This is a genomic window from Mumia xiangluensis (assembly GCF_010994095.1).
GTDB lineage: Bacteria > Actinomycetota > Actinomycetes > Propionibacteriales > Nocardioidaceae > Mumia > Mumia xiangluensis.
Map to the genome: position 1 here is coordinate 254,023 of NZ_WJYO01000006.1, position 23,292 is coordinate 277,314.

The window sequence follows — 23,292 nt, forward strand, 5'->3', positions numbered from 1 at the left end:
GCACGTCGTCACCCGAGCTTCGACACCGCGGGATAGGCCAGGAATACCAAGAATGCGACGCACATCAACAGCTGCGCCACCAGCATCGACTGTGAGCTCTCACCGGCAGCGCCCTCGATGTCGGCCAGCTCGCGGCGCCGCATGCTGTCAGCCCGCGCGAGAAGACTCTCACGGATGCGTGCGCCCTCGTCACCTGCCAGGCCCAACGTCGACGCGAGGTCGCGCAACTCGTCGACCCCGAGCTCCTGCCCGAGCGCCGCGATGCCCTCCCACGGAGTCCGTCCGGAGAGGCGGGCGTTGGTGATGGCCTCCCGGATCCGCACCATCGCCCAGTGGTCGCCGACCGTCGACGCCGCCAGGAGCGCCTCAGGCAGGCCACGGCCGCCGGCGAGGTTCATCGCGACGAGGTCGAGGAAGGAGCCGGTGACGTGGCGGAAGTCGCGCCGCCGCTTCTCGGCCTCGCCGTGGATCTGGAGATCGGGGAGAAAGAACGCACCGACCGCGAGCAGCACCGACACGACCGCCGGGATGCCCAGCGGATCGTAGCCGAGCAGCGTGAACACCATCGGGAACCACACGAGCGCTGCGAGGGCGAGCAGCACCTTGGTGCCGAGGTGCTGGGCGAACGGCTTGTCGAGCACGGCCAGGTCGGCACGCGTACGGGCGAAGGCCCATCCCCGGGCCGACGCCTCGTCCTCGATCCGCTCCCCCACGGACTCGCGCCAACGGTCGATGAGGTCGGCCTTCTCGGCGTCTGCCGCCGGCCTCCGACGTGCCCGGCGCTTGGCGCCGTCGACACGCGCGAGGGTCGCGGCGACACCGGGGACTGGGCGGGCGTTCATCCGGACGAGGATCAGGATCCCCGCCCCGACGGCGGCACCGGCGAGCAGGGCGAGCGTCATGCGCGCACCGCCTTGCGGTCGGTGCGTGCCCGGGTGGGCTGCGCCGCGATGAGGAAGCGCTCGGGCTGCTCGACGCCCGACAGGCGTCGCATCCAGAGCACGGCGGCTCCGAACATGGCGAGCACGACCGCGAGCACGAGCTGCCCGGTGAGCGAGCCGTACGGCTCGACGTACTCGGGGTTGAAGACGACGAGCGAGCCGGCGACGACGACGATGACGCCAACCACGATCTGCACGCTGCGACGCGTGCTGCGGCGGCTCGACTCCACACGACGGCGTACGTCGAGCTCGGCGCGGGCGGACTCGGCGAGCGCCGACAGCACCTCGCGCAGGCCGGGTCCGCGGAGGCGGGCGTTGAGGACGAGGGCTGCGACGGCCACGTCAGCGGACGGGTCGTCGAGGTCGTCGGCGAACCGCATCAGCGCGTCCGGCAACGGCTCACGCACGCGGAGGCGGTCGACGAGGAGGTTCAGCGCGGGGCGGATCGACGGTGCGGCGTTCTTGGCCGTCGCGGGGATCGCCTGCTCGAGACCGACAGCGCCGGCGATCGTGTCACGGAGGGACTCGATCCAGTTGGCGAGGCCCTCGGCGCGAGCGATCGCCTCACGCTCTGCGCGTCCGCCGCCGAGGAGCCGGTCCCAGAGGACGACGACGATGCCGACGACGGCAGCGAGGACGATCCAGCGCGTGACGACGAGCGTGACGGCGAACGCCACCACGCCGGCGATCGTGAGCGTCTTCTGACGGTCCGACCGTGAGGCGCGCGACTTCTGCCGCAGCATCGTCGGTCGCGGCGCACGACGGCGCAGCGCGAGCACGAGCATCAGCCCGCCGACGCCCACGAGGGCTCCGGCGGTCAGTGCCAGCGGGACGCGCAGCTCCTCCATCACCAGCCTCCGTGCACCAACGGGTCGTAGCCGTGCTCCGCCAGCTCGTCGGCGCACGAGATCGGTGCGTGAGCGACCGCGCGCCCTTCGCCGTCGGGCGCGAACACCTCCGACGACAGGACCTGCGCGTCGAAGCCGACGACCTCGCGGATGCTCTCGACGACGCGGGCCTGGCTGCCGCCGAGGTGCGCGTCGTTGTGCTTGCGCATGAACACGACGAAGTCGAGCGCACCCGCCACCAGCAGGTGGGTCGCCTCGACCGGGAGCCGCTCACGAGCCTGGAGCGCGTACGTGGCGATGCGGTTGAACACCTCGATGGACGAGTTCGCGTGGATCGTCGACAGCGAGCCGTCGTTGCCCTGGCTCATGGCGTTCAGCATCGTGACGATCTCGTCGCCGAGGACCTCGCCGACGATGACGCGGGACGGGTTCATGCGCAGCGACCGACGGACGAGCTCGGCCATCGTCACGCCTCCGAGGCCTTCGGAGTTCGGGAGGCGCTCCTCGAACCCGACGACGTTCGGGTGGAGGTCGACGGTCTCGCCGAGCCCCAGCTCGAGCGCACGCTCGACGGTGATGATGCGCTCGTGCGGCGGGATCTCGTTGGCGATCGCCCGCAGCATCGTGGTCTTGCCCGAGTTGGTGGCCCCCGCGATCATGATGTTCTTGCGGGCGGCGACCGCGGCCTTCAGGAACTCCGCCACGTCAGGCGTCATCGTGCCGTTGCCGACGAGGTCGTCGAGGAACACCTTCTGCATCCGCGCCTTACGGATCGACACCGACGGCCGGGCGCAGACGTTCATCACCGCCGACAGCCGCGACCCGTCGGGGAGCCGCAGGTCGAGCTGTGGGTTGGCCGAGTCGAACGGGCGGCTCGACAGGCCCGAGTGGGCGCCGAGGACCTGGATGAGCTCGACGAGCTCCTCGTCGTTCTCGGCGACCGGCGGGTGGCGCTCCTCCCTGCCGTCGCCATACTGCACGAAGACCTGGTCGCAGCCGTTGATGTCGATGTTCTCGACCTCGGGGTCGTCCAGCAGGGGCTGCAGGCGGCCGACGCCGAACAGGGCCGAGTGGATCGCGCCCGCGAGCTCCGCCTCGACGTCCGGCTGCAGCGGCGTGCGGCCCTCGGCCATCTCGTAGCGGGCGTGGTCTTCGAGGACCTGGACGATCAGTGATCGGGCGTACTCGCGCTCGTCGTCGGTCGACATCGCGGCGAGCCCGGCGAGCTGGTCGCGGCGGCGCTGCTCATTGAGCCGGTCGGCGACCTGGCCGCGGAGCGTACGGACGAGTCCGTGGTCGATCATCGCTGGACCTCCGACCACAGACCCGGAACGGACGGACCCTGCTCGTCGGAGGCGGGATAGGCACTCTGCTCGGAGATCTCCGCGTCCACCGGCACCGGCGACACGTGCGCGACCGCGGCGGCCAGCTCGCCGACCAGCGGGCCGGCGGAGCGGATCAGCGCGAGCTTGTCGGGGCGCGGGTGGGTCTGGCCCTGGAAGAGGTGGGCGCCGCGCTCGTCGTACGCGAGGTGGTGCACCCCGGCGAGCTCGACGTCGGTCGCCACCAGCGCGTCTCGGATCTCACGGACGACCTGGGTGCGCTTCGGCGGAGCCACCACCGCGACGTGCACCGGCGCGCCGTACGCCCCTCCGACGATGTCGGCGACGGGTCGGAGGCGGTGGCGCAGGTGGACCACGCTGCTCGGTGCGGTGTCCACGAGCAGCACGACGGCGTCGGCGCTCGCGAGGAGCGCGTTCTGCGGGGTCAGGGCTCCGATGCGTCCGAGGTCGGCGACCACGTCGTGCTGCGGCATCCGGGACAGCAGCGGGCCGAGCTGGGACCACGCCTGCGCGAGGCCGCCGGACTGCTCCGGGAACTGGGGTCCTGCCAGGATCTCGAGCCCGCCGAGGACGCGCTGGGTGTGCTCGTCGACGAGACCCGGGTGCAGCGACCGCCGGCCCGCAGCGGCCAGGCTGAGCAGACCCGTCTGCGGGTCGAGGGAGCCACCGTCGTCGCGGGGCATCCGGATCGCGATGTCCGCGCCCGACGGGTCGCACTCGGCGACCAGGACGGGTCGCGGCCACAGTGCACCGACCGCGAGAGCGGCTGTCGTGACGCCGGGCGCACCCTTGGCTGAGGCGAGGGCGATGAGTGCCATGTCAGCCGCTGCAGGTCGTGTCGAGGTCGGCGCCCTCGCCGACCGTCGCGAGGTAGACCGAGTCGTCGGCGAGCGCGTTCGCGAGGCGCGGGCCGCAGCCGGCGTCCACGCTGACCAGCACCGTGATCTCCTGGCTCGAGGCCAGCGCGCTGTCGTCGACCTCGCCGACCTGGACGACCGTGGCGGCGACGCCCTGCTCGGGGCCACCGTCACCGCCGGCGAAGTACAGCGCGACCGGGGCACCGCCGTCCAGCTCGCTCAGCGACCGGGTCGCCGGCGTCTGGATCGGGAACTGTGCCTGCCCCTCACCGACGCCGGTCGACTTCGCGACCATCGTCGGCAGGAGGACCGTGCCCGGGAGCAGGCGCGCCGTGGCGTACTGGCCCAGCACCGCGTCGCGCTGCTCGGCGGGGACACCGCCGTCGAAGCCCTCGGGAAGCGACACGGTCGTGAGGTCGGACTCGGAGAGGCGCTGCCCCTGAGCGATCTCGCCCTCGACCTGGAGGAAGTCGGCCCGGTCCCCCGAGCTCATGGCGATCCAGCCCGACAGCAGCGCGCCGCCGACGATCAGGATGACCGCGAGCGCGGCGAGGGCAGGGCGGCGTTCACGCGTGGACGGCAGGCGCGTGGCCGTGCGCGGCTCCGCGGTGGTCGGCAACTTTGACATGGGTGGGATCCTCCAGCTAATGCCCGAGCGTCAGCATCACTGCGACAACCTACAGGTCATATGGTTGACCACCGTCAGTCCCCTGACTTCTCGGGGTTCTTCGGAGATCGGGTCGGGTCGGTTGCCTTGCGCGGCGGCGGCGGCGTCGTCGGCGTCGCGGAGGCGGTCGGGGTCGAGATGCTTGCTCGCTCGCGTTCCTGGCGGTCCTGGATGTCGCGCTGACGCTGGTAGGCGTGCGTCACGGCCAGCCCGGCCACGATCACGGCGACCACGATGACGCCGGCGATCACCGCGGGCCAGGTGGAGCGGTGCTCCCGCCACGTACGGCGGGTCCCGTGCAGGAGCGCCGACCGCAGCTGACGTCGACGCAGCGCGTCGGCCTCGAGGACGTACTTCTCGGCGTTCGGGGTGCGCGCGAGCGCCCCCGGCGGCGCCGGCACGGGGCGCTGCGGGGTACGACCGGAGTCGCCGTCGCTCATCGGGTGTCCGCGCTCATCGGGTGTCCGCGAGACGCGCGGCGACCTGGAGGAGCGCCAGACGGGTCTGGGCGCTGACCTGGTCGGCGCGGAACGGGCGGCCGTGGCGCAGGGCCGGGTCTCCGCCGAGCACGACGACCTGACCGTCGGTGACGCCGGCCGCAGCGACCGAGCGCCGCGCCTGGTCCGCGGACGCGCTGTCCTCGCGGCAGACCACGACGACCGTGACGGACCGTGCGGCTGCCGGGTTGACGCGGTCGAGCCGGCGCAGCGCGACCTCGAGGCCGCGCAGCCCGGTCTCGCCCGGACCTGTGACGACGACGGCCCGGTCGGCGCGCGCCACGGTCGTGTAGGCGCCGTCCGTCGGGTCGTCCCCGGCGTCCAGCAGGAGGAACGCGTGCTGGGCGGCCAGACGCTCGACGACGCCGCCGAGGTCCGCGCGACCGAGCGGCTCGTCCCACGACGGGCCGTCGACGACGGCGAGCCCACCCGGGGTGAGCGGCGGCGTCGCGGCGCCCGGCGACGCCAGCAACCGGCGTACGGAGTGGGGGTCGGGAACCTCGAGCAGCCCGCTCAGGGCCGGCGTGCCCGCCTGGACGTCGACCAGCACCGTACGGTCGTCGCGCAGCGCCGCGAGCACCGCACCGACGCCGGTGGCGACCGTGGTCGTGCCGACGCCGCCCTGGGCGGAGAGGAAGGCCACCGTGCGGTGGCCGGCGTGCCGGCGGCGTACGGCGCCGACGAGGGCCCGCTCAGCCTCGGCGGCGGAGGCGCTGTCGAGCGTGACCATGCCGCGCGCTGCAGCGCGGCCCCACGATCCGCCGCTGGAGCCGGTCGGGGTCGAGGCAACCGTGCTCCCGACGACCTGCTCGGCGACGGACTGCGGCCGCTGGACGGTTCCCTGGAACGCCTGGGCGGGAGCAGCCGGGACGGGCGGGGCGGGCTCGGGACGCGGCGCGGCGGCCCACTCGGGTCGCAGCGCCACGACGTTGTCGCCGTGGGCAGGATCGGGCGCGGCGGGAGTCCCCCACGGGGCGGCATCGGCCGGATCGGCGGCCCAGCGACCTGCTTGGCCCGGCTGCGCGGGGGTGTCGAGCCCGAGGCTGCGGGGGTCGATGCCCATCCGAGCGAGGTCGGCAGCGGCACCCTGGGCGTCCGAGCGGCGGTTGGGGTCCGAGCGACGGCCCGGGTCGCGGCGGTTGGGGTTCTCGTCCCCCGGTGGACGGCGTTCGTCGGTCATCGGACGTTCCTCACACCATGTCGGACAGGCGGTCGAAGAGGCCGATCGCACCGCAGGCCAGGACGATCGCCTGGATCACGAGGATCAGCTCGGCAAGGTTCAAGAGGCGCTTGTTGCGGGCCCGCGTGATCGACGAGACGGGCATCGACGCCAGGGCGACGGCGAGCGCGCCGACCCCGAGGACGACGACGATCAGCCACGCCGTCGCGTCGAGCTCCGCGACCTCGCGCACGAGCTGGGCAGCGACCACGACGACACCGGCGACCCGCAGCCCGATCATGTGGGCGACCCGCGAGAACACCCGCGACCGGGAGAGCGCGAGCAGACCGGCGACCAGCGCGAGCCACCGGTCCCAGCGGTTGTCGGTGAAGGTCAGGACGATTCCTCCGACGCCCACGATCAGCGCGATCGCCGAGAGCGAGCCGACGAGGAGCCCGTTGCTCTCCCGGTAGCGGGCGGCGATCGCCTCGCGCGACATCGTGCCGACGTGGCGGACCCGGTAGTCCGCACCGGCGAGCCCGCCGACCGACAGCGACACCCGGGGCGCGACGCCGACGGCGAGGAGGACCAGGACGATCACGACCCGCAGCGTCTGCAGCGCGTCGATGTCGAAGGCGGCCGTGATCGCGAACGCGGCTGCCACGACGAGCAGGACGACCCCGAAGGCGGCGTACGGCGTCGCCCGGGGCGTCATCGCCCGTGCGCCGACCGCAGCGGCAGCGACGAGCCCGAACGCCACGACCGAGGTGACCTCGGCGGACCAGTCGGACCAGGCCCCGAGAGCCGACCCGCCGATCCACGCCCACGCGAGAGCGACGACCAGCACAGGACGGACGGACCAGGGAGCAGCTGCTCGCGCGGCCCACCCGGCCAGGCACGCGAGCGCGGTCGCCGTGGCGATGCCGGCCCCGGCACGCGTCCCGGTGGGCGGGATCTCCCAGCCCGGCGCGTACGGCTCGAGGAGGCCGGCGCACCACACGGCCAGCACACCGAGCGCGACGGCCGTGGAGACGATCCAGAAGGTGAGGGTGGTCTCCGGGCTCCACGCAGCCCCGGCGGACTCGGTGGCGTCCTCGACCGCGTCACGCACGTCCTCCACGGTGGCCGGCTCGACGCTGCTGGAGCGCGGCCGGAGCTCGAGGACGTCGCCGTCGAGCACACCGGCCTCCTCGAGCGTCTGCCCGAGCCCGAGCGGCGCCCCGCCGACCCGGGCCAGCTGGACCCCTGCCTGCGACCCCTCGCCGGGGCCGCAGTAGCGGACGACCTGGGCGACGACGTCGGCCAGCGGCAGGGCGCTCGGCAGGGCGAGGTCGACCCGTCGCTCGTCGGTCACCACGGTGACCCTGCTGTAGGCGGTGAGCACCTGGGCGCCCCTTTCCGTGCGTACGAGGGCTCGCTGCGCGGAGGACGGAGGCCGACCACCGCACAGGACGGACGCCGTGGAGCATATCGTTTGCCGGGACTACGCCTAGCCACGACCGAGGACGGCGATGAGCACCACGTTGGTGAAACGGCCCCCGCGTACGGCCCCGCCGCGGGTCGACGATGCTCCGCTGAGCATCCACGAACCCCCGCACCGCAGCCAGGCGCCCACCCCTGCCGCCGGCATGACCATGCTCATGATGCCGATCATGAGCGGCACCGGCTCGCTCACGATGGCGCTCACGCAGAAGGACCGGCCGATCCTCGTCGTGGCGGGCTTCCTCGTCCTGATCGGGTCGATCGCCATCGGCGTCGTCATGATCGTGAGCCAGCGCGGCGGCGCGCGGCGCCAGATGCGGGAGTCCCGGGAGCGCTACCTCGACTACCTCGAGGAGATGCGGTTCGCCGTGCGCGAGCGCGTCGCGACCCAGCGCACCGAGCAGGCGTGGCGCTTCCCCCGGCCGGACCAGCTCGTCCCCGTCGCCACCGACGACGCGCGGCGCTGGGAACGCCGCCCGTCCCACAGCGACTTCCTCGCCGTCCGCCTCGGCACCGGCACCGTCCCGCTCGTGAGCGGTCTGCACCTCGACGCCGACACCGGTCCGCTCAACGAGTTCGACCCGCTGTGCCTGAACGCCGCCGAGGAGCTCCAGCAGCGGTACGCGACCTTGTCGGAGCAGCCGATCACCCTCCCGCTGCGCGAGCTCGGGCACGTGGCCGTGATCGGTCACCCGGACGCCGCGCGCGCCATCGCCCGTACGCTCCTCGCCCAGCTCGTCACGCTGCACGGCCCCAGCGACCTCGAGATCGCCGTCGTACGCCCGGAGAGCGCCGGCGCGGCCTGGGACTGGGTCAAGTGGCTCCCGCACGCCCAGAGCGGCCGTACGCTCGACGGCGAGGTGCCCGCCCGGCGCGTCGCCACATCCGTCCCCGCCCTCACCGAGCTGCTCGCGACCGAGCTCGACGACCGTCTGGACCGCTACCAGCGCAGCCGCGGCACGGCCGGTGCCACCGGACCCCACCTGGTGGTGGTCGTCGACCACGACGGCGCGACCGGCGCCCACCTCGAGTCGCCGGACCCGTCGATCCCGCTCCAGACGCTCGGCGTCCACGTGGTCACGCTCCTCCCGTCGGCGCGCCAGGAGCCTCGGCCGCTCGACGTCCGCATCGAGGTCGGCCCTGACGGGTCGCTCCGGACGTCCGCCCACCCGGACCCGTTCCGGGCGGACCTCCTCCCGGACGGCGTCGAGGCGACCCTCGCGCGGACGCTCTCCGGGCTCCGTCTCAGCGCGGAGGACTCGGGCGACGGCGGCCTGGACGTCTCGGTCGGCCTCGCCGAGATCCTCGGCGTCCGCGATCCCGCCCGCCTCGACACCCGCCGTACGTGGCAGCCGCGGGCCCAGCGCGACCTCCTCCGGGTTCCGATCGGCCTCTCCGAGCAGGGCGCACCGGTGCTCCTCGACCTGAAGGAGTCGGCCCACGGCGGGATGGGGCCGCACGGCCTGGTGGTCGGCGCCACGGGTTCGGGCAAGTCCGAGATGCTGCGGACGCTCGTGAGCTCGCTCCTCGTCGGACACGGCCCCGATCGGCTCGCACTCATGCTCGTCGACTTCAAGGGCGGCGCGACGTTCGCGGCGATGGAGCACATCCCGCACCTCGCCGGCATGATCACGAACCTCCAGGACGACCTGACGCTGGTCGACCGCATGCGCGACGCCCTGTACGGCGAGATGCAGCGACGCCAGGAGGTCCTCAAGGCGGCGGGCAACCTGCCGAACGTGACGTCCTACCAGGAGAGGATCGACGCGGGCGAGCACCTCGAGCCTCTCCCCCACCTGCTCGTGATCGTGGACGAGTTCTCCGAGCTGCTGACGGCCAAGCCCGACTTCGCGGAGCTCTTCGTCGCCATCGGTCGCATCGGCCGCTCCATCGGCGTGCACCTGCTGCTCGCGACGCAGAAGCTCGAGATGGGCAAGATCCGCGGCCTCGAGTCACACCTGTCGTACCGGATCAGCCTGCGCACGTTCTCCGAGTCGGAGAGCCGCGACGCGATCGGAGTGCCCGACGCGTACCACCTGCCGCCGGAACCGGGGTCGGGCTACCTCAAGGTCGACACGACCGTGTTCGAGCGCTTCAAGGCCGCGCTCGTCTCGAGCCCGTACGTCCCGCCGACCGAAGGCCCCAAGGCGTCCGTCCCCGTCGTCCCCTACGTGTCCGTCAACGGCGTCGGCGCCTGGATCGCCGACCGCGCGGCAGCCGAGCGTGAGGCGACGATGCAGGAGGCGGCGGCAGATGCGGTCGCGCGCAAGGGTGGGCCGACCGTGCTCGACGTGCTCTGCGAGCAGATGGCCGCGTCGGGGGCCCCCGACGTACGCCCGGTCTGGCTCGACCCTCTCCCGCCGGTGCTCACGCTCGACGCCGTCCAACCCCCCGACGAGCCCGGCGTGCCGGCCACCGTCAAGGCCGTCCTCGGCCTCGTCGACGAGCCCGCGAAGCAGGCGCAGTACGCCCTCGAGTGGGACTTCACCGGCGCCGGCAGCAACCTCGTCCTCGCAGGTGCGCCGCAGACCGGCAAGAGCACGACGCTGCGCACCATGGTCGCGTCGCTCGCCCTGCGCTACGCGCCAGGCACGGTCGCGTTCTACTGCATCGACTACGGCGGCGGCACCCTCCAGGCGCTTCGCGCGCTCCCGCACGTGGCGGCCGTCGCGACCCGGAACGACCCCGAACGCATCAACCGGACGGTCCAGGAGGTCATGGGCGTCCTCGACGAGCGCGAGGAGCTGTTCCGGCGGTACGGCCTGGAGAGCATGCACGACTACCGGCGGGCCCGCGAGGAGGGCCGCATCCCGGCCGACACGCCGGGCGACGTCTTCCTCGTCATCGACGGGTGGGCGACCTTCCGTGAGGAGTACGACGCGCTCGACTACGCGGTCGACGAGATCGCGGCGCGCGGCGGGGCGTACGGCGTGCACGTCGTCCTCACCGTCACCCAGAGCATGCAGATCCGGATGCGGATGCAGCCGTCGTTCGGCGGCCGTCTCGAGCTACGGCTCAACGACGTCTACGACTCGCAGTTCGGCCGCAAGGTCATGGAGCAGATCCCCAAGGACATCTCCGGCCGTGGGGCGATGGAGGGCGAACGGATCTTCCAGGCCGCGGTCCCGCGGATCGACGGCGTACGCGAGGTGGAGGACGTCTTCGAGGCCCAGCGCGAGCTGTTCGCGGCGATCGCCGATCGGTGGCAGGGCATCGCCGTCGAGCAGGTGCAGACCCTCGCGCCCGTCGTTCACCTCGACGAGCTTCCCCCGGTTGACCCGGCGTACCCGGGCGTCCCGGTCGGCGTGCTCGACCGCAACCTGCGCGCGGTGTCGGTGAATCTCATCGGCTCGAACCCGCACCTGCTCGTCTACGGCGACCCGGAGACCGGGAAGACCAACTTCCTGAAGATGCTGCTGCGCGGCTACACCCAGCTGATGCCGGCGGAGAACCTCGGGATCGTCCTCGTCGACTTCCGGCGGTCGCTGCTCGACGTCGTGCCCGAGGAGTATCTCGTCGCCTACTGCACGAACCGCGAGCAGACCGCGCAGGTCGCCAGCGAGCTCGCCGGATCGCTGCACCAGCGGCTCCCCGGCGCCGACGTCACCTCCGAGCAGCTGCGCGAGCGCTCGTGGTGGAAGGGCCTCGAGCTGCTCGTCGTCGTCGACGACTACGACCTGGTCGCGACCTCGTCCGGCAACCCGCTGGACCCGCTGGTCGAGTACCTGCCGCAGGGCAACGACCTCGGCTTCCACCTGGTCGTGTCACGCCGCGTGAACGGCCTCGCGCGGGCGCAGTTCGAGCCGATGCTGCAGCGCCTGACCGACGTGTCGACGGCAGGGCTGATGTTCTCCGGCGACCGGCTCGAGGGGCGGCTCGTCGGCGGCGTGGCTCCGACGCGGCTGCCGACCGGACGGGCGTTGTACGTCAACCGCAACGGCCTCGTCGGCCACGTCCAGACCGGTCTCGTGCCGGACGACGCGAGCTGACCGGGCTCGCGCACGCCGGACGTACGACGCCCCCCTCCCGCCGAGGCGGAAGGGGGGCGTCGTACTGGTGAGTCGCGTCTCAGACGGCGATCGCACGACCCGAGACCGCGTTGACGTCGCGGCTCAGGACCGACTGCTGGTTCTGCAGGGCAGTCGTGTCGTTGGTCGTGTGCGCCACCGTGTTGGCGCCGTTGGAGGTGTTGTTGCCCAGGTTGCTGACACCGTTGGCGACCGCGTTGGCGGTCTCGACGGCCCAGGTCTGGAAGCTGTCGACACCGGTCGTGACGTCGCCGACACCGTGCCGCGAGCCGGGCGTGACCGCCTCGAGAGCGGACACGAGCGTGCTCTTGGCGGTCTGGACGTCAGCCGACAGTCCTGAGATCTGTCGACCGGACGTGTGGGTCGCCGTCGTGTCGTCGACCTCGTAGAACGGAGCCATCGTCTCTCCTCGGCTGCGTCAGGCGCGGTTGCCGAAGAAGGACTGCATCCGCGGGATCGCGGAGTCGTTGATGTCCTGCGTCTTCTGGTCGGTCTGGTTCGACTTGAGCGAGGCCTGGTGCAGCTCGTCCGCGCGCTCGTACGCCGTGCGGTGAACGGCGTGCGCCTCGTCGGCGCCGGCGCCGGACAGGTTGGCCGAGATCTGGCGGGCTGCGGTCTCGACCGAGTCCTGGTCGGTCTGCGCGCCGCCGGCGAACTCCTTGCCGGAGGCGTTGATGTCCTCGCTGGCGGACTTGTCGTAACGGATCTTCACGTCTGCTCCTCTTCCCTACGAGCTCTCGGGCCCTCAGGCCTGGATGTCGCGGCGCAGCGACGTGGCCGTCGACTCGCCGTCGGTGGCGGAAACCTTCTGCAGCGAGCTCGACTCCTCGGTCGTCTGCGCCTGCGACTGCTCGCCTCGGCTGACGTTGGTGCCGACGGTCGCCACGTTGTTGGCGTTGGCCTGCTTCGCAGCCGCGAGCGCGGTGTGGGCCGAACGCTGGGCGTTGCCGGTCGGACCGACGTTGAGGCCCTCGGTGGCCTGCGTACGGCTCAGGTGGCGGCTGGCGGACGACGTGGCGTCCTCGCTCGCCGCTCCGTGGCCGCTCTTGGCGGACTTGGTCAACGAGCCGAGCTCTTCGTTACCCCAGTAGCTAGCACCCATGGTGCACAAACCTCTCCTCAGACGACGAGTCAGGGACGACGATACGCGGTACAAGGTCCACTGACGCAAGGACCGTCTCACAGCGTGTCCGTTTTGTAGCCATAATTGGTCACCCTGATTCACACTGGCCCCGCCTCTGGGTACAGTCGGCCTCGACCAAGGTTTCCACACGTGAGGACAGCTCGGGATGGTGCGACCGGATGGCGGCGGCGGATCCAGCATGCTGATCGACGGCTTCTTGAGGCACGACGTCTCCCCCGGCACGATCTCGGCGCAGGCCGACGCGGTCGCAGCGCCTGCGGGAGACGTCGAGAACTTCAACGCCGACCTCACGACCAGGCACAACACCGCCCGTGAGGGCGTCGCGGGCGTGATCGCCACCGCGATGGAGGGTGCCGACACCCCGACCAAGAACCAGGCCCGCTCGCTGGTCCAGGGCATCACGGTCGGAGCCGGCGCGATCCGACTCTTCAGCACCGCGGTGGAGACGTTCAACAGCACGATCGACGGCCTCAACAGCCAGATCCGATCTGAGCCGACCCGCGAGGAGCAGATCGAGAAGAAGTCGGCGCTCTCCGGCCAGCACGCCGGTGCCGTCGAGACGCTCCAGAGCGCCGCACGCACCGCGAAGGGCCAGCTGAGCGACCCTCTGGACCCCGCGCACGTCACGGCGCTCTACGCGGCCGGCGCGCTCCCGTCGTTCGCACCCGGGATGTTCAGCAACGTCACCGACCTGACCGCCGTGCCGCTCACGGCGCTGCCGGTCGATCTCGCGGCGATGACGACACGCGAGCAGGCCGACTACATCAAGCTGCACGCGGCCACCCTCGATGCGGCCCTGATCGCGCTGTTCAGCCCCGAGGTCAAGGAGCTCGTCGCCGAGGACGTCGCCCAGGCGATCAAGGACAAGGAGATCGACCGCGCCACGGTCGACGCGCTCACCTACCTCAAGAACGACCCGGCGTTCGCCGAGAAGCTCTACACGACCGTCTCGCCCAACGAGATGTCCGAGGCGATCGCCCACATCAACTGGGACCTCTTCGGCGTCGGTGACGACCGCGACGGCGACGTCTTCCCGGGCAGCGCGAAGGACAAGCTCGCGCTCTACGACGACTTCATGAACGCCGCGGGCGTGACGCTCGCGACCTATAGCAAGACGGTGTCCGACCCGGTCGAGCTCGCCGACGACTGGTTCCGAGCCATCACCGACGACGACAACCCGACCAACGCCGCTGCTCTGACCCTGCTGCTGCGCGAGGGCGGCGAGGCCGGCGGCGAGTACGACCCGGACTTCATCTCCAAGCTCACCGACCAGGTCCTCGACTGGGAGCGCGACCAGGACGGCGCCGTCTGGGGGCCGCTTGCTCAGGCAAACGGGCAGTGGATCCGCGACCCCGACCGCGTGACGATCAACGAGTGGACCCTCAACAACGGCTACGAGGACGAGACGCAGTACTCCTTCAGCGGCGGTCTCGCCACCGACGGTCTCGCCAACCTCCTCGGCGCGATGGGCAGCTCCCCCGAGGGTGCTCAGAAGTTCTTCACGGACTACCCGGACGACCCCGACGAGCCCAACCGCCTCGAGTACCTCATGCTGCACCGCACGTTCTCCGACAGCGTCCAGAGCGACGAGGGCGACGGCCTTGGCGAGGCCCTCCAGGCGGCGACGATCGGAGGCGCGGACGGCAAGAACGGCACCTGGACCTCCGACCGGGCCGACGCGCTCGCTGAGGACCTGTTCACCCTCATCGCCAAGAACAGCGGCACCGAGGACATGGACAACCTCGGCACGGACAAGGCGGGTGGAAAGCCTGACGGCGACGCCGACGGCAGCTGGCACGTCTGGCGAGACATGACCGACAGCCTGGGTGCGATCGGTGCCGGCTACGGCGACGACATCTACTTCGCGGTCTCGGACCGCGTCGAGGAGGACGGTGCGACGCGCCTCGGGCTCTCCGAGGAGCAGTGGAAGATCGTCGTCGGCGAGATCGGCCACACCGAGGACAAGACCGGCGTCGAGACTCTGCTGGCCGGTGTCGCCAACTCCGGCATCCGGCACGAGGTCGGCGACCTGGTGAGCGGCTGGAAGGGCGACCGCGACGACCTGTCGCTGTTCGCGTTCGACCGCGACCCCAACGCACCGACCCTGGACCTCCCCGACGTCGGCGGGGTGCTCGGCGAGCTCGTCGACTCCTCGGTGGCCGTCCAGCGCGACGAGGAGATGACCGCGGAGGTCCGTCGCGCGTACGTCTCCAAGGCGTTCGAGTTCGGCACGAGCTTCCTGCCCGGTGCCGGCTCGGTGCTCGGCGAGACCGCCAACGAGGCGCTCAAGACGACGTTCGACTTCGCCAAGGGCGAGGCGATCAGCAGGATGCAGGCGGCCATCGACGAGGCGCCGCCGTCGAGCGCCGACCAGTACGTCTCGGACTCGCGGACCAATCTCAACGACTCGCTGCGCTACGCCCTCGCCAACGAGATGCTCCAGCAGGGACTCCTCGGCGAGCAGAGCAACCCCGAGCGCGCCGACGGCACCTATGCCGGTGTCCCGGACACGATCACGCAGGTCGTCCCCGGCACGGACGGCAAGGTGCGAGTGTTCGACCCGGAGCTGTTCTTCAACCGCGAGCCCGACGCCGGCTGGACCGACGCTCAGCGTGCCGCCTGGAACTCCTGGCAGGACTCGGAGCCGGAGGCGATCCTGTCCGATCTCACCCAGACGCTGACCTCGTCGTTCGACACCGAGATGAACAAGGGCGGATGATGCGTACGCTTCGCGACCGCGGTGCGCTCGGGCGCCTGGTCGGCGGCCTCGCGCTGACCCTCGTCGGTGCGACCGCCCTGGCGGCCTGCAACACCGACGACGATCCCGACGCGCAGGCGACCCCGGAGCTGGTCGACGGCAAGGTCTGCGGCTTCTTCACGCCTGACGTGATCGAGTCCGTCGTCGGGCACGACGAGCTCGACACCCTCGGCGACGGGATCGGCCCGGCCGACGAGCGCGCCGAGCGGGCGCAGGAGTGCGACGTCGTCGACGACCGCAGCGATGCGACTGTCGTCCGGGTCGAGGTCACGGACGACCCGGCGACCCAGCCGCCCGACCCCTCGACGGAGCCGTCGGCGGACTGCGAGCGTCCCGCTGCGCTCGAGAGCTGGAGCGGCAGCGTCTGCTGGACCGAGGACCGGCTGACGGTCCTCGCGTGGCCTGACGACGGGGCGCGCCTGATCAACCTCGACTACCTCCCCGAGGGCGGCGCCACGGACCCGGACCAGCGCACGGAGCAGGTCGAAGCCGCGGTCTCGCTCGTCCAGGACGTCCAGGACAACGTCGAGGCGTACGACGAGGCCCACGGGTGATCCGCCGCGACCGCTAGGGTCGGGGCTCGGCGACGACAGGAAGGCTGGCTCGGATGCGTCCAGACGACGGAGGCGGCTCCTCGCTGCTGATCGACGGGTTCCTTCGGCACGACGTCGCGCCAGGCACGCTGACCGACCAGGCGGACGCGGTCCTCGCGCCGGCCGGTGACGTCGAGAACTTCGACGCCGATCTCACGCGCCAGCACAACACTGCCCGCGACGGCGTCGCCGGTGTCCTGGCCGACGCCATGAGCGGAGCCGACACCGCCACCAAGAACAAGGCGCGCGCCCTGGTCCAGGGCATCGTCGTCGCAGCCGGCGCGATCCGGCACTTCGCGACCGCCGTCCAGACCTTCAACGAGACCATCGACAGCCTCAACGGCCAGATCCGGGCAGAGCGCACCAAGGAGGACCAGCAGGCCAAGAAGTCCGCCCTGGCCTACCAGCACGCCTACGCCGTCCAAGCCCTGGAGTCCGCAGCGCGCACCGCGAAGCAGCAGCTCAGCGACCCGCTGGACCCAGACCACGTCAAGGCACTGTACGAGGCGGGCGCGCTCCCCTCCATCGCTGCAGGGATCTTCTCCAACCTCATCGATCTCACGAAGGTGTCGCTGCGGACCCTGCCGTTCGATCTGACGGCGATGACGGCGGCCCAGCGCGAGCAGTACCTCAAGGACCATCCCGAGGTGGCCGTCGCGGTCTTCGAGTGGACGCTGCGCGACAAGGGGCTGCTCACGGGTCCGCCACCTGACGGCTTCTATCGCGAGTGGCTCGAGAACGCTGCCCGACGGGGTGTCACGGTCGAGACGATCGTCGACATCGCCGACACCCACGACATCACCCCGGAGGACTTCGAGGTCCTCGACGGCCTGGAGGTCATCAAGGACCCCGACGGCAAGTCGTTCTTCCTCCTGCCCGACGGGATCAGCAGTGACGACGCCCGTCTCGCGACGCTGATGACGTACGTCCTGAACGCCGGCACCGACTACGGCTCGGCGAGCCCGGACAACGACTTCCCGGAGACTCCTTACTCCGCGGACGAGATCCAGCGGATCATCGACCGCCAGAGCAGCAACAGCTGGAGCTACGACGAGGACATCGGCTTCGTCAACGGCAACGGCGGCCGCATGGTCACGACACCCAACGGGATGGTGATGGGCCTGGGCGGCAACTGGGTCCAGGACCTGTTCAGCCTGAACGGCGGGACGGCGTGGGGTGAGATCTTCATGCTCAACATCGACGACGTCGACGACCCCGCACAGGTCCTCCGCGATGCCGTCGAGTCGGGCCGCGCGACCTACGTCGACGACGACGGCAACGTCTACCAGGGACAGCTCGACCTCGACCGGCTCCTGCACCACGAGGAGCGTCACTCGCAGCAGTGGGCCAGGGAGGGCTACGGCGGGTTCATCCGCTCCTATCTGTGGGAGCAGGCCACGGGCGGCAACGAGACCGAGGAGGACGCGGGGCTGAAGGACGGCGGCTACCACTGATGCGGCGACCGCGCCTCGGGCGTACGCCGCTGGCGGCGGCCGTCCTGGCGCTGACCGTCCTCGGGCTCTCGGGGTGCGACGACGAGGCGCAGTTCGCGCCGTCCCTGCCCTCGGCCGCCGGCTACCGCGACGACGGCGGCGCGCTCCGCATCTGGACCGGCACGCCCTGCGAGGGCGTGACGCGCGTGGCCCTGACGTTCGCCGGCCCGGGTGACGAGCGGGCCCGCCTCGTCCTGAGAGCACCCTCACCCGGGGTCACCGTGGAGCACCTGGATCCTGCGGCCCCAGACGCCGCGTTCGAGCCTGAAGAGTCGCTGCCCGACGGGTACGACTGGCGTACCGCGGACACCATCAGCCTGGTCATCGACGGCGCCGAACCCGCCTGGGGCTCTGTGGTCGGCGTCGACCAGGTGGTCGTCGAGTCCCCAGACCATCCCGAGGACAGCTTCCTGTTCGACGACCTCGGCTGGAAGGACCCGACCGCCGTCGACGCCGAGAACGGCACGTCGTTCCTCACGGTGTGCACGCCCGACCCGGAGCAGTGAGCCCGCGGCCCAGAAGAGTCGTCAGCGGCGCGGAGCGTTGACGTCGCGGCGCAACCGGCTGCGTACGTCGCCGGCCGCGCCCGCGACCGGCCCGAGCGCATGCAGGCTCTCCCGGTCGGCGTCGACGCCGGTCGCGGCCGCCGCCGTCAGCCGTGAACCCGCGGCCATCACAGCGTCGGGCAACGCCGCGGCGGCCTTGACGAGCGTGCCGTGATAGCGATCGAGTGCTGCACCGAGCACCTCGTGGTGGACGTCGTCGCCGCCCGCGGCGACGGCCTCCAGGAACCGGGTGCCGGCGCGCCTCAGCTCCGGAGCGTCGGCCACGGTCCGCCGGCCCTGGTCGGCGAGCTCGTCCGGCCGGATCTCCCACACCGCCGCCACCACGATCGGCCGCCGCCCGGTCAGCTGCCGGAGCCGAGGACCGTACGCATCCTCGCCCCCGCCGCGCCGAAGGTGTCGCCGGCGGCGGCTGCACCAGCCCCCTGCCGGGTGACGACAGCGAGGTGCTCGTCCACGAGCGTGTCGACGATCCTCATCGCCGCAGCGTGCTCCTCGCTGCCGACGCCGCCGCCGAAGGTCGCCAGGGCCGAGGCCGACTCCGCCCGCAGCGACTCACGGTATTCCGCGAGCGCCCCGGCGTACCTCGTGAGGTCGGCGCTCGCCTCGTCGATGACGCCGACGTCTGCGCGCAGCTGGTAGGTCATCGTCGCTCCTCAGACGTTCACGCGGCGGGACACGACCGACGTCAGCGCCTCGGCCGCGGAGCGTGTCGACGCCTGCAGCTCGAACGCCTGCTCGTCGCCCACGACGGCGAGACGCTCGGCCTCGACCGCCCGACGTGCCTGCTCGGCGATCTGGCGCGCGATCTGGCCGTGGTTGCCGGCCGTCGTCAGCGCGATCGACTGGAACGCCGCACCGGCCGCCCCCGTGAAGCCTGCCTCGGCGCCCTCCATCCGTGAGAGATGGCCGCGCGCGGAGGTGACGTTGTCCTCCGCCGTCGCCTGGTATCCCCGGCCCGACCGGGTCAGCCTCCCGACCTCGTCGAGGTTCACCATGGTGCTCATGCTCGCTCCGTCCTGGCCGTCCGGCCACTCGTCGACGCGAGCCACGCTAGCGAGATCACGGCGACAGCCGCTCCCGTTGTCCACAGGCCTGCGAGACGGCTCACGCCAGGGCGTTGAGCCTGACCTCGTACGCGCGCGCGTCCCGCGTCGCCCGCTCCAGGGCGACGAATTTCGGGTCGCCGACGTCGAGCCAGCGGTCCGCGGCCAGCATCGGCGTACGCGACTGCTCGATCACGGCAGACACCAGCGGCCGGTCTCCCCCGCCGAAGACCAGGCTGCCGGCCGGGACGATCCGGCGCACGACCTCCGCGCAGGCGTCCACGAGGGCGTCGGCCTGGTTGGCGCGGCGCCGCGCGTACCGCTGCTGGCTCCAGCCGCCCGCCTTGGTCTGCCCCTGCACGTACCGGGTCCCGGTCTTGTGAGCGGCGAGCGTGCCGTCCGACACGAGCCCGACGGCGTACCCGCCGCGACGCACCAGCAGGACCCCGAAGTCGGCCGGGGGCGGAACGTCCGCGTACGACGCCTCCGCACCATCAGGTGACGTGAGTGTGACGCGCGTGCCGTCACGTGCGACGACCGGCTCCCCGTGCCGGGCGGAGAAGCGCTCCACCCAGCCGGGCAGCCGGTCGTACGGGACGAGAACTGTGCGAGTGACGTGAGACCCGCCCCGCTCGCTCAAGGGCGAGCGTCAGACGTTGAAGCCGAGGGCGCGCAGCATCTCGCGGCCGTCCTCGGAGATCTTGTCGGGGCCCCAGGGCGGCATCCAGACCCAGTTGATCCGGAAGTCGTTCACGATGCCCTCGAGCGCCTGACGCGTCTGGTCCTCGATGACGTCGGTCAGCGGGCACGCCGCCGACGTCAACGTCATGTCGATCGTGGCGTTGTTGGCCGGGTCGACCGCCACGTCGTAGACGAGCCCGAGGTCGACGACGTTGATGCCGAGCTCAGGGTCGACGACGTCCTTCATCGCCTCGTTGACGTCCTCCACGGTCGTCACGCTGCGCCCGGGGGTCAGGTCGACCTCAGGCAGGTCGTCGGTCGCCTGGCTCTGCGTCTCGCTCATGCCTTCTCCTCGGTCTCTTGCGCCACGGCCTGCGCCGTAGCGTCCTTCCATGCCATCCAGGGCAGCAGCGCGCACTTCACCCTGGCGGGGAACTGCGCGACCCCGGCGAACGCGATCGCGTCCTCAAGGACGTCCTCGTCCGGCTCGACCTGCCCGCGGCCCTGCATCAGGCTCTGGAACTCGTCGAGGAGCGCGAAGCCCTCGGTGACGGTCTTGCCGACGACGAGATCGTTGAGGACCGACGCCGCAGCCTGGCTGATCGAGCAGCCCTCCGCGTCGTACGAGACGTCGGCGACGGTCTCCCCGTCGACGTGCACCCGCAGCGTGATCTCGTCGCCGCAGGTCGGGTTCACGTGGTGGACCTCGGCCTCGAAGGGGTCGCGCAGGCCGCTGCCGTGCGGGTTCTTGTAGTGGTCCAGGATGATCTCCTGGTACAACGCGTCCACGTTCATGCTCGTCACACCACCTTGAAGTACTTCTGGGTGTTCACGATTCCCTCCACGAGCGCGTCGATCTCAGCGTGCGTCGTGTACAGGTAGAACGACGCACGCGTCGTCGCCTGCACGCCGAACCGCTGGTGCGCCGGACGAGCGCAGTGGTGACCGGCGCGGACCGCGATGCCGTACGAGTCGAGCAGCTGCGAGATGTCGTGCGGGTGGACGCCGTCGAGCGTGAAGCTCACCGCTCCCCCACGCTCGATCGCCTCCGCCGGACCCACGACCGTGAGGCCGTCGATCTCGCCCATCCGCTTCAGCGCGTACGCCGTGATCTCGCGCTCGTGCGCGGCGACGGCGTCCATGCCGAGTCCGGTGAGGTAGTCAGCGGCGGCGCCCAGCCCGATCGCCTGCACGATCGGTGGCGTCCCGGCCTCGAACTTCGCCGGTGGCGGAGCGTACGTCGAGCGCTCCATCGTCACGGTCTCGATCATCTCGCCACCACCGAGGAACGGCGGCAGCTCCTCGAGCAGGGACCGACGACCCCAGAGCACGCCGATGCCGGTCGGACCGACCATCTTGTGCCCGGTGAAGACGACCACGTCCGCCCCGAGCGCGGTGAGGTCCACCGGCATCTGCGGGACGGCCTGCGACGCGTCCACGACGACGATCGCGCCGACCGCGTGCGCGCGGGCGATGATCACGTCGAGCGGGTTGACCGTGCCGAGCATGTTGGACACCCACGCGACCGTGACGATGCGGGTTCGCTCGTTGATGAGCTCGTCGATCGTCGAGAGATCGAGGCGGCCCTCGTCCGTGAGACCGAACCACCGCAGCGTCGCACCCGTACGCTGCGCGAGCAGCTGCCACGGGACGATGTTGGAGTGGTGCTCGAGCTCCGTCGTCACGATCTCGTCGCCCGGCCGGATCGCGAGGTCACCCTCCGCGTTGCGGAACGTGTTGGCGACGAGGTTGAGCGCCTCGGAGGCGTTCTTGGTGAACACGATCTCGTCTCGCGACGGCGCGTTGACGAACGCGGCGATCGTGTCGCGCGCGCCCTCGAACGCCATCGTCGCCTCGGCACCGAGCTGGTGCATGGCGCGCGCGACGTTGGCGTTGTGCCGCAGGTAGTGCTCGGCCATCGCATCGACGACCGCGGTCGGCTTCTGCGACGTGTTGGCGCTGTCGAGGTAGACGAGCGGACGTCCCCCGGCCATGGTGCGACCGAGGATCGGGAAGTCCTCCCGAACCTTCTCGACGTCGTACCCGCCGGCGGCAGTCATCAGACGGCGGCCTTGGTGTACTTGTCGTAGCCGTTGGCCTCGAGCTCCTCGGCGAGCTCCGACCCGCCGACCTCGGCGACCCTCCCGCCGACGAAGACGTGCACGTAGTCCGGCTTGATGTAGCGGAGGATGCGCGTGTAGTGCGTGATCAGCAGGACGCCGCGGTCACCCTGCTCCGAGAAGCGGTTGACGCCCTCGGAGACGATCCGCAGCGCGTCGATGTCGAGGCCGGAGTCGGTCTCGTCGAGCACGGCGAACTTCGGGTTGAGCAGCTCGAGCTGAGCGATCTCGTGACGCTTCTTCTCGCCGCCGGAGAAGCCCTCGTTGACGGAGCGCTGCGCGAAGGTCTTGTCCAGCGTCATGCGGTCGAGGGCGCCGTTGACGTCCTTGATCCACGTGCGCAGCGGCGGCGCCTCACCGTCGACGGCCGTCTTGGCAGCGCGCAGGAAGTTGGCGACGGAGACGCCCGGGATCTCGACGGGGTACTGCATGGCGAGGAAGACACCGGCGCGGGCGCGCTCGTCGACCGACATCTCGAGCACGTCGACGCCGTCGAGCGTGACCGTGCCGGAGGTCACCTGGTACTTCGGGTGACCGGCGATCGAGTACGCGAGGGTCGACTTGCCGGAGCCGTTCGGGCCCATGATGGCGTGCGTCTCGCCCGACTTCACAGTGAGGTCGACGCCCTTGAGGATCTCCTTCGGGCCGTCCTCGGTGGCGACCGAGACGTGGAGGTCGCGAATCTCGAGAGTGGACATGTGTGGTGACTCCGTTGCTACTTAGAAGGTACGACTTCTGGCGTGTCAGATGCTGGGACTTGTCACGTCGACGAGGACGGTCGCGTCCTCCGTGACCTTGCAGGGATAGACCGGGACGGGCTCGGTCGCCGGGAGGTTGAGCACCTCGCCGGTCCGGGCGTCGAAGCGCGAGCCGTGGAGCCAGCACTCGAGCGTGCAGTCCTCCACCTCGCCCTCCGACAGCGGGACCGCCGCGTGCGAGCACTCGTCGCGTACGGCGAAGACCTCGTCGCCGCAGCGGACGAGGGCGACCTCGAGGCCTTCGACGTCGACCGCCAGCACTCCCCCGTCGGGGACGTCGGCGAGGTCCGCCGCGTACGCGAAACCGCTCATCG

General features: G+C 71.2%; 25 protein-coding genes. 5 read left to right on the forward strand and 20 right to left on the reverse strand.

Going from position 1 to position 23,292, the window contains the following annotated elements; genetic code table 11:
• Positions 1–8: 8 nt before the first annotated feature.
• The 8 genes from GH747_RS18940 to eccD form a co-directional block, all read right to left on the reverse strand.
• Complete coding sequence (locus tag GH747_RS18940; RefSeq protein ID WP_149771189.1) at positions 9–902, reverse strand: type II secretion system F family protein; 894 nt, start codon at positions 900–902, stop codon at positions 9–11.
• On the reverse strand, positions 899–1,789 hold the full coding sequence (locus GH747_RS18945) for a type II secretion system F family protein (protein WP_149771190.1): 891 nt from the start codon (positions 1,787–1,789) through the stop codon (positions 899–901). Before GH747_RS18945 ends, GH747_RS18940 begins: the two co-directional genes overlap by 4 nt.
• Positions 1,789–3,093: a TadA family conjugal transfer-associated ATPase gene (locus tag GH747_RS18950; protein WP_149771191.1), complete on the reverse strand. Its 1,305-nt coding sequence runs from the start codon at positions 3,091–3,093 to the stop codon at positions 1,789–1,791. Before GH747_RS18950 ends, GH747_RS18945 begins: the two co-directional genes overlap by 1 nt.
• The gene (locus GH747_RS18955) at positions 3,090–3,950 is read right to left on the reverse strand and encodes a CpaE/TadZ family protein (RefSeq protein WP_149771192.1); all 861 of its coding nucleotides are present in this window, start codon (positions 3,948–3,950) and stop codon (positions 3,090–3,092) included. The genes GH747_RS18950 and GH747_RS18955 overlap by 4 nt, the downstream gene beginning before the upstream one ends.
• Before the next feature lies 1 nt (position 3,951).
• Positions 3,952–4,617 carry an SAF domain-containing protein gene (locus GH747_RS18960; RefSeq protein WP_149771193.1) on the reverse strand — a complete coding sequence of 222 codons (666 nt, stop codon included), beginning with the start codon at positions 4,615–4,617 and terminating at the stop codon, positions 3,952–3,954.
• 74 nt (positions 4,618–4,691) lie between these two features.
• Entirely contained in the window at positions 4,692–5,096 is a 405-nt protein-coding gene (locus tag GH747_RS22105; RefSeq protein ID WP_194842930.1) for an ABC transporter permease, read from the reverse strand.
• Between the two features lie 13 nt (positions 5,097–5,109).
• On the reverse strand, positions 5,110–6,333 hold the full coding sequence (locus GH747_RS18970; protein ID WP_149771194.1) for a MinD/ParA family ATP-binding protein: 1,224 nt from the start codon (positions 6,331–6,333) through the stop codon (positions 5,110–5,112).
• A gap of 10 nt (positions 6,334–6,343) precedes the next feature.
• Positions 6,344–7,696 (reverse strand): type VII secretion integral membrane protein EccD, encoded by a 1,353-nt coding sequence (eccD, locus tag GH747_RS18975; RefSeq protein ID WP_163695788.1) that lies wholly within the window; start codon positions 7,694–7,696, stop codon positions 6,344–6,346.
• Between the two features lie 127 nt (positions 7,697–7,823).
• Here eccD and eccCa point away from each other — a divergent pair, with 127 nt between their 5' ends.
• Complete coding sequence (gene eccCa, locus GH747_RS18980) at positions 7,824–11,783, forward strand: type VII secretion protein EccCa (protein ID WP_149771196.1); 3,960 nt, start codon at positions 7,824–7,826, stop codon at positions 11,781–11,783.
• A gap of 79 nt (positions 11,784–11,862) precedes the next feature.
• Here eccCa and GH747_RS18985 read toward each other — a convergent pair whose 3' ends face one another.
• The 3 genes from GH747_RS18985 to GH747_RS18995 are packed head-to-tail and all read right to left on the reverse strand — an operon-like array spanning position 11,863 to position 12,924.
• The gene (locus GH747_RS18985; RefSeq protein WP_149771197.1) at positions 11,863–12,222 is read right to left on the reverse strand and encodes a hypothetical protein; all 360 of its coding nucleotides are present in this window, start codon (positions 12,220–12,222) and stop codon (positions 11,863–11,865) included.
• Positions 12,223–12,240: 18 nt separating this feature from the next.
• Positions 12,241–12,534 carry a hypothetical protein gene (locus GH747_RS18990; RefSeq protein ID WP_149771198.1) on the reverse strand — a complete coding sequence of 98 codons (294 nt, stop codon included), beginning with the start codon at positions 12,532–12,534 and terminating at the stop codon, positions 12,241–12,243.
• Positions 12,535–12,567: 33 nt separating this feature from the next.
• On the reverse strand, positions 12,568–12,924 hold the full coding sequence (locus tag GH747_RS18995) for a hypothetical protein (protein ID WP_149771199.1): 357 nt from the start codon (positions 12,922–12,924) through the stop codon (positions 12,568–12,570).
• Between the two features lie 187 nt (positions 12,925–13,111).
• Here GH747_RS18995 and GH747_RS19000 point away from each other — a divergent pair, with 187 nt between their 5' ends.
• Genes GH747_RS19000 through GH747_RS19015 form a run of 4 tightly spaced genes read left to right on the forward strand, consistent with a single transcriptional unit; the run spans position 13,112 to position 18,316 of the window.
• Entirely contained in the window at positions 13,112–15,685 is a 2,574-nt protein-coding gene (locus GH747_RS19000; RefSeq protein WP_149771200.1) for a hypothetical protein, read from the forward strand.
• Complete coding sequence (locus GH747_RS19005; RefSeq protein ID WP_149771201.1) at positions 15,682–16,278, forward strand: hypothetical protein; 597 nt, start codon at positions 15,682–15,684, stop codon at positions 16,276–16,278. Before GH747_RS19000 ends, GH747_RS19005 begins: the two co-directional genes overlap by 4 nt.
• 53 nt (positions 16,279–16,331) lie before the next feature.
• Entirely contained in the window at positions 16,332–17,771 is a 1,440-nt protein-coding gene (locus GH747_RS22110) for a hypothetical protein (protein WP_205603021.1), read from the forward strand.
• Positions 17,771–18,316, forward strand: coding sequence for a hypothetical protein (locus GH747_RS19015; protein WP_205603022.1), 546 nt, complete (start codon positions 17,771–17,773; stop codon positions 18,314–18,316). The genes GH747_RS22110 and GH747_RS19015 overlap by 1 nt, the downstream gene beginning before the upstream one ends.
• Before the next feature lie 21 nt (positions 18,317–18,337).
• On the opposite strand, the gene GH747_RS19020 is transcribed toward GH747_RS19015, so the two are convergent.
• The 9 genes from GH747_RS19020 to GH747_RS19060 all read right to left on the reverse strand — a co-directional run bounded on the left by GH747_RS19020 (position 18,338) and on the right by GH747_RS19060 (position 23,290).
• The gene (locus GH747_RS19020; RefSeq protein WP_163695791.1) at positions 18,338–18,700 is read right to left on the reverse strand and encodes a hypothetical protein; all 363 of its coding nucleotides are present in this window, start codon (positions 18,698–18,700) and stop codon (positions 18,338–18,340) included.
• A gap of 17 nt (positions 18,701–18,717) precedes the next feature.
• A complete protein-coding gene (locus GH747_RS19025) occupies positions 18,718–19,020 on the reverse strand; it encodes a hypothetical protein (RefSeq protein ID WP_149771203.1) in 303 nt (100 codons plus the stop codon).
• Positions 19,021–19,029: 9 nt separating this feature from the next.
• A complete protein-coding gene (locus tag GH747_RS19030) occupies positions 19,030–19,380 on the reverse strand; it encodes a hypothetical protein (RefSeq protein WP_149771204.1) in 351 nt (116 codons plus the stop codon).
• A gap of 100 nt (positions 19,381–19,480) precedes the next feature.
• Positions 19,481–20,059 carry an acVLRF1 family peptidyl-tRNA hydrolase gene (locus GH747_RS19035; RefSeq protein ID WP_149771205.1) on the reverse strand — a complete coding sequence of 193 codons (579 nt, stop codon included), beginning with the start codon at positions 20,057–20,059 and terminating at the stop codon, positions 19,481–19,483.
• A gap of 9 nt (positions 20,060–20,068) precedes the next feature.
• Entirely contained in the window at positions 20,069–20,443 is a 375-nt protein-coding gene (locus tag GH747_RS19040) for a metal-sulfur cluster assembly factor (protein ID WP_149771206.1), read from the reverse strand.
• Positions 20,440–20,895 carry a Fe-S cluster assembly sulfur transfer protein SufU gene (sufU, locus tag GH747_RS19045; RefSeq protein WP_149771367.1) on the reverse strand — a complete coding sequence of 152 codons (456 nt, stop codon included), beginning with the start codon at positions 20,893–20,895 and terminating at the stop codon, positions 20,440–20,442. The genes GH747_RS19040 and sufU overlap by 4 nt, the downstream gene beginning before the upstream one ends.
• 5 nt (positions 20,896–20,900) lie before the next feature.
• Positions 20,901–22,160 (reverse strand): cysteine desulfurase, encoded by a 1,260-nt coding sequence (locus tag GH747_RS19050; RefSeq protein WP_149771207.1) that lies wholly within the window; start codon positions 22,158–22,160, stop codon positions 20,901–20,903.
• On the reverse strand, positions 22,160–22,918 hold the full coding sequence (gene sufC / locus GH747_RS19055; protein WP_149771208.1) for a Fe-S cluster assembly ATPase SufC: 759 nt from the start codon (positions 22,916–22,918) through the stop codon (positions 22,160–22,162). The genes GH747_RS19050 and sufC overlap by 1 nt, the downstream gene beginning before the upstream one ends.
• A gap of 45 nt (positions 22,919–22,963) precedes the next feature.
• Entirely contained in the window at positions 22,964–23,290 is a 327-nt protein-coding gene (locus GH747_RS19060) for a non-heme iron oxygenase ferredoxin subunit (protein ID WP_149771209.1), read from the reverse strand.
• Between the last annotated feature and the right edge of the window lie 2 nt (positions 23,291–23,292).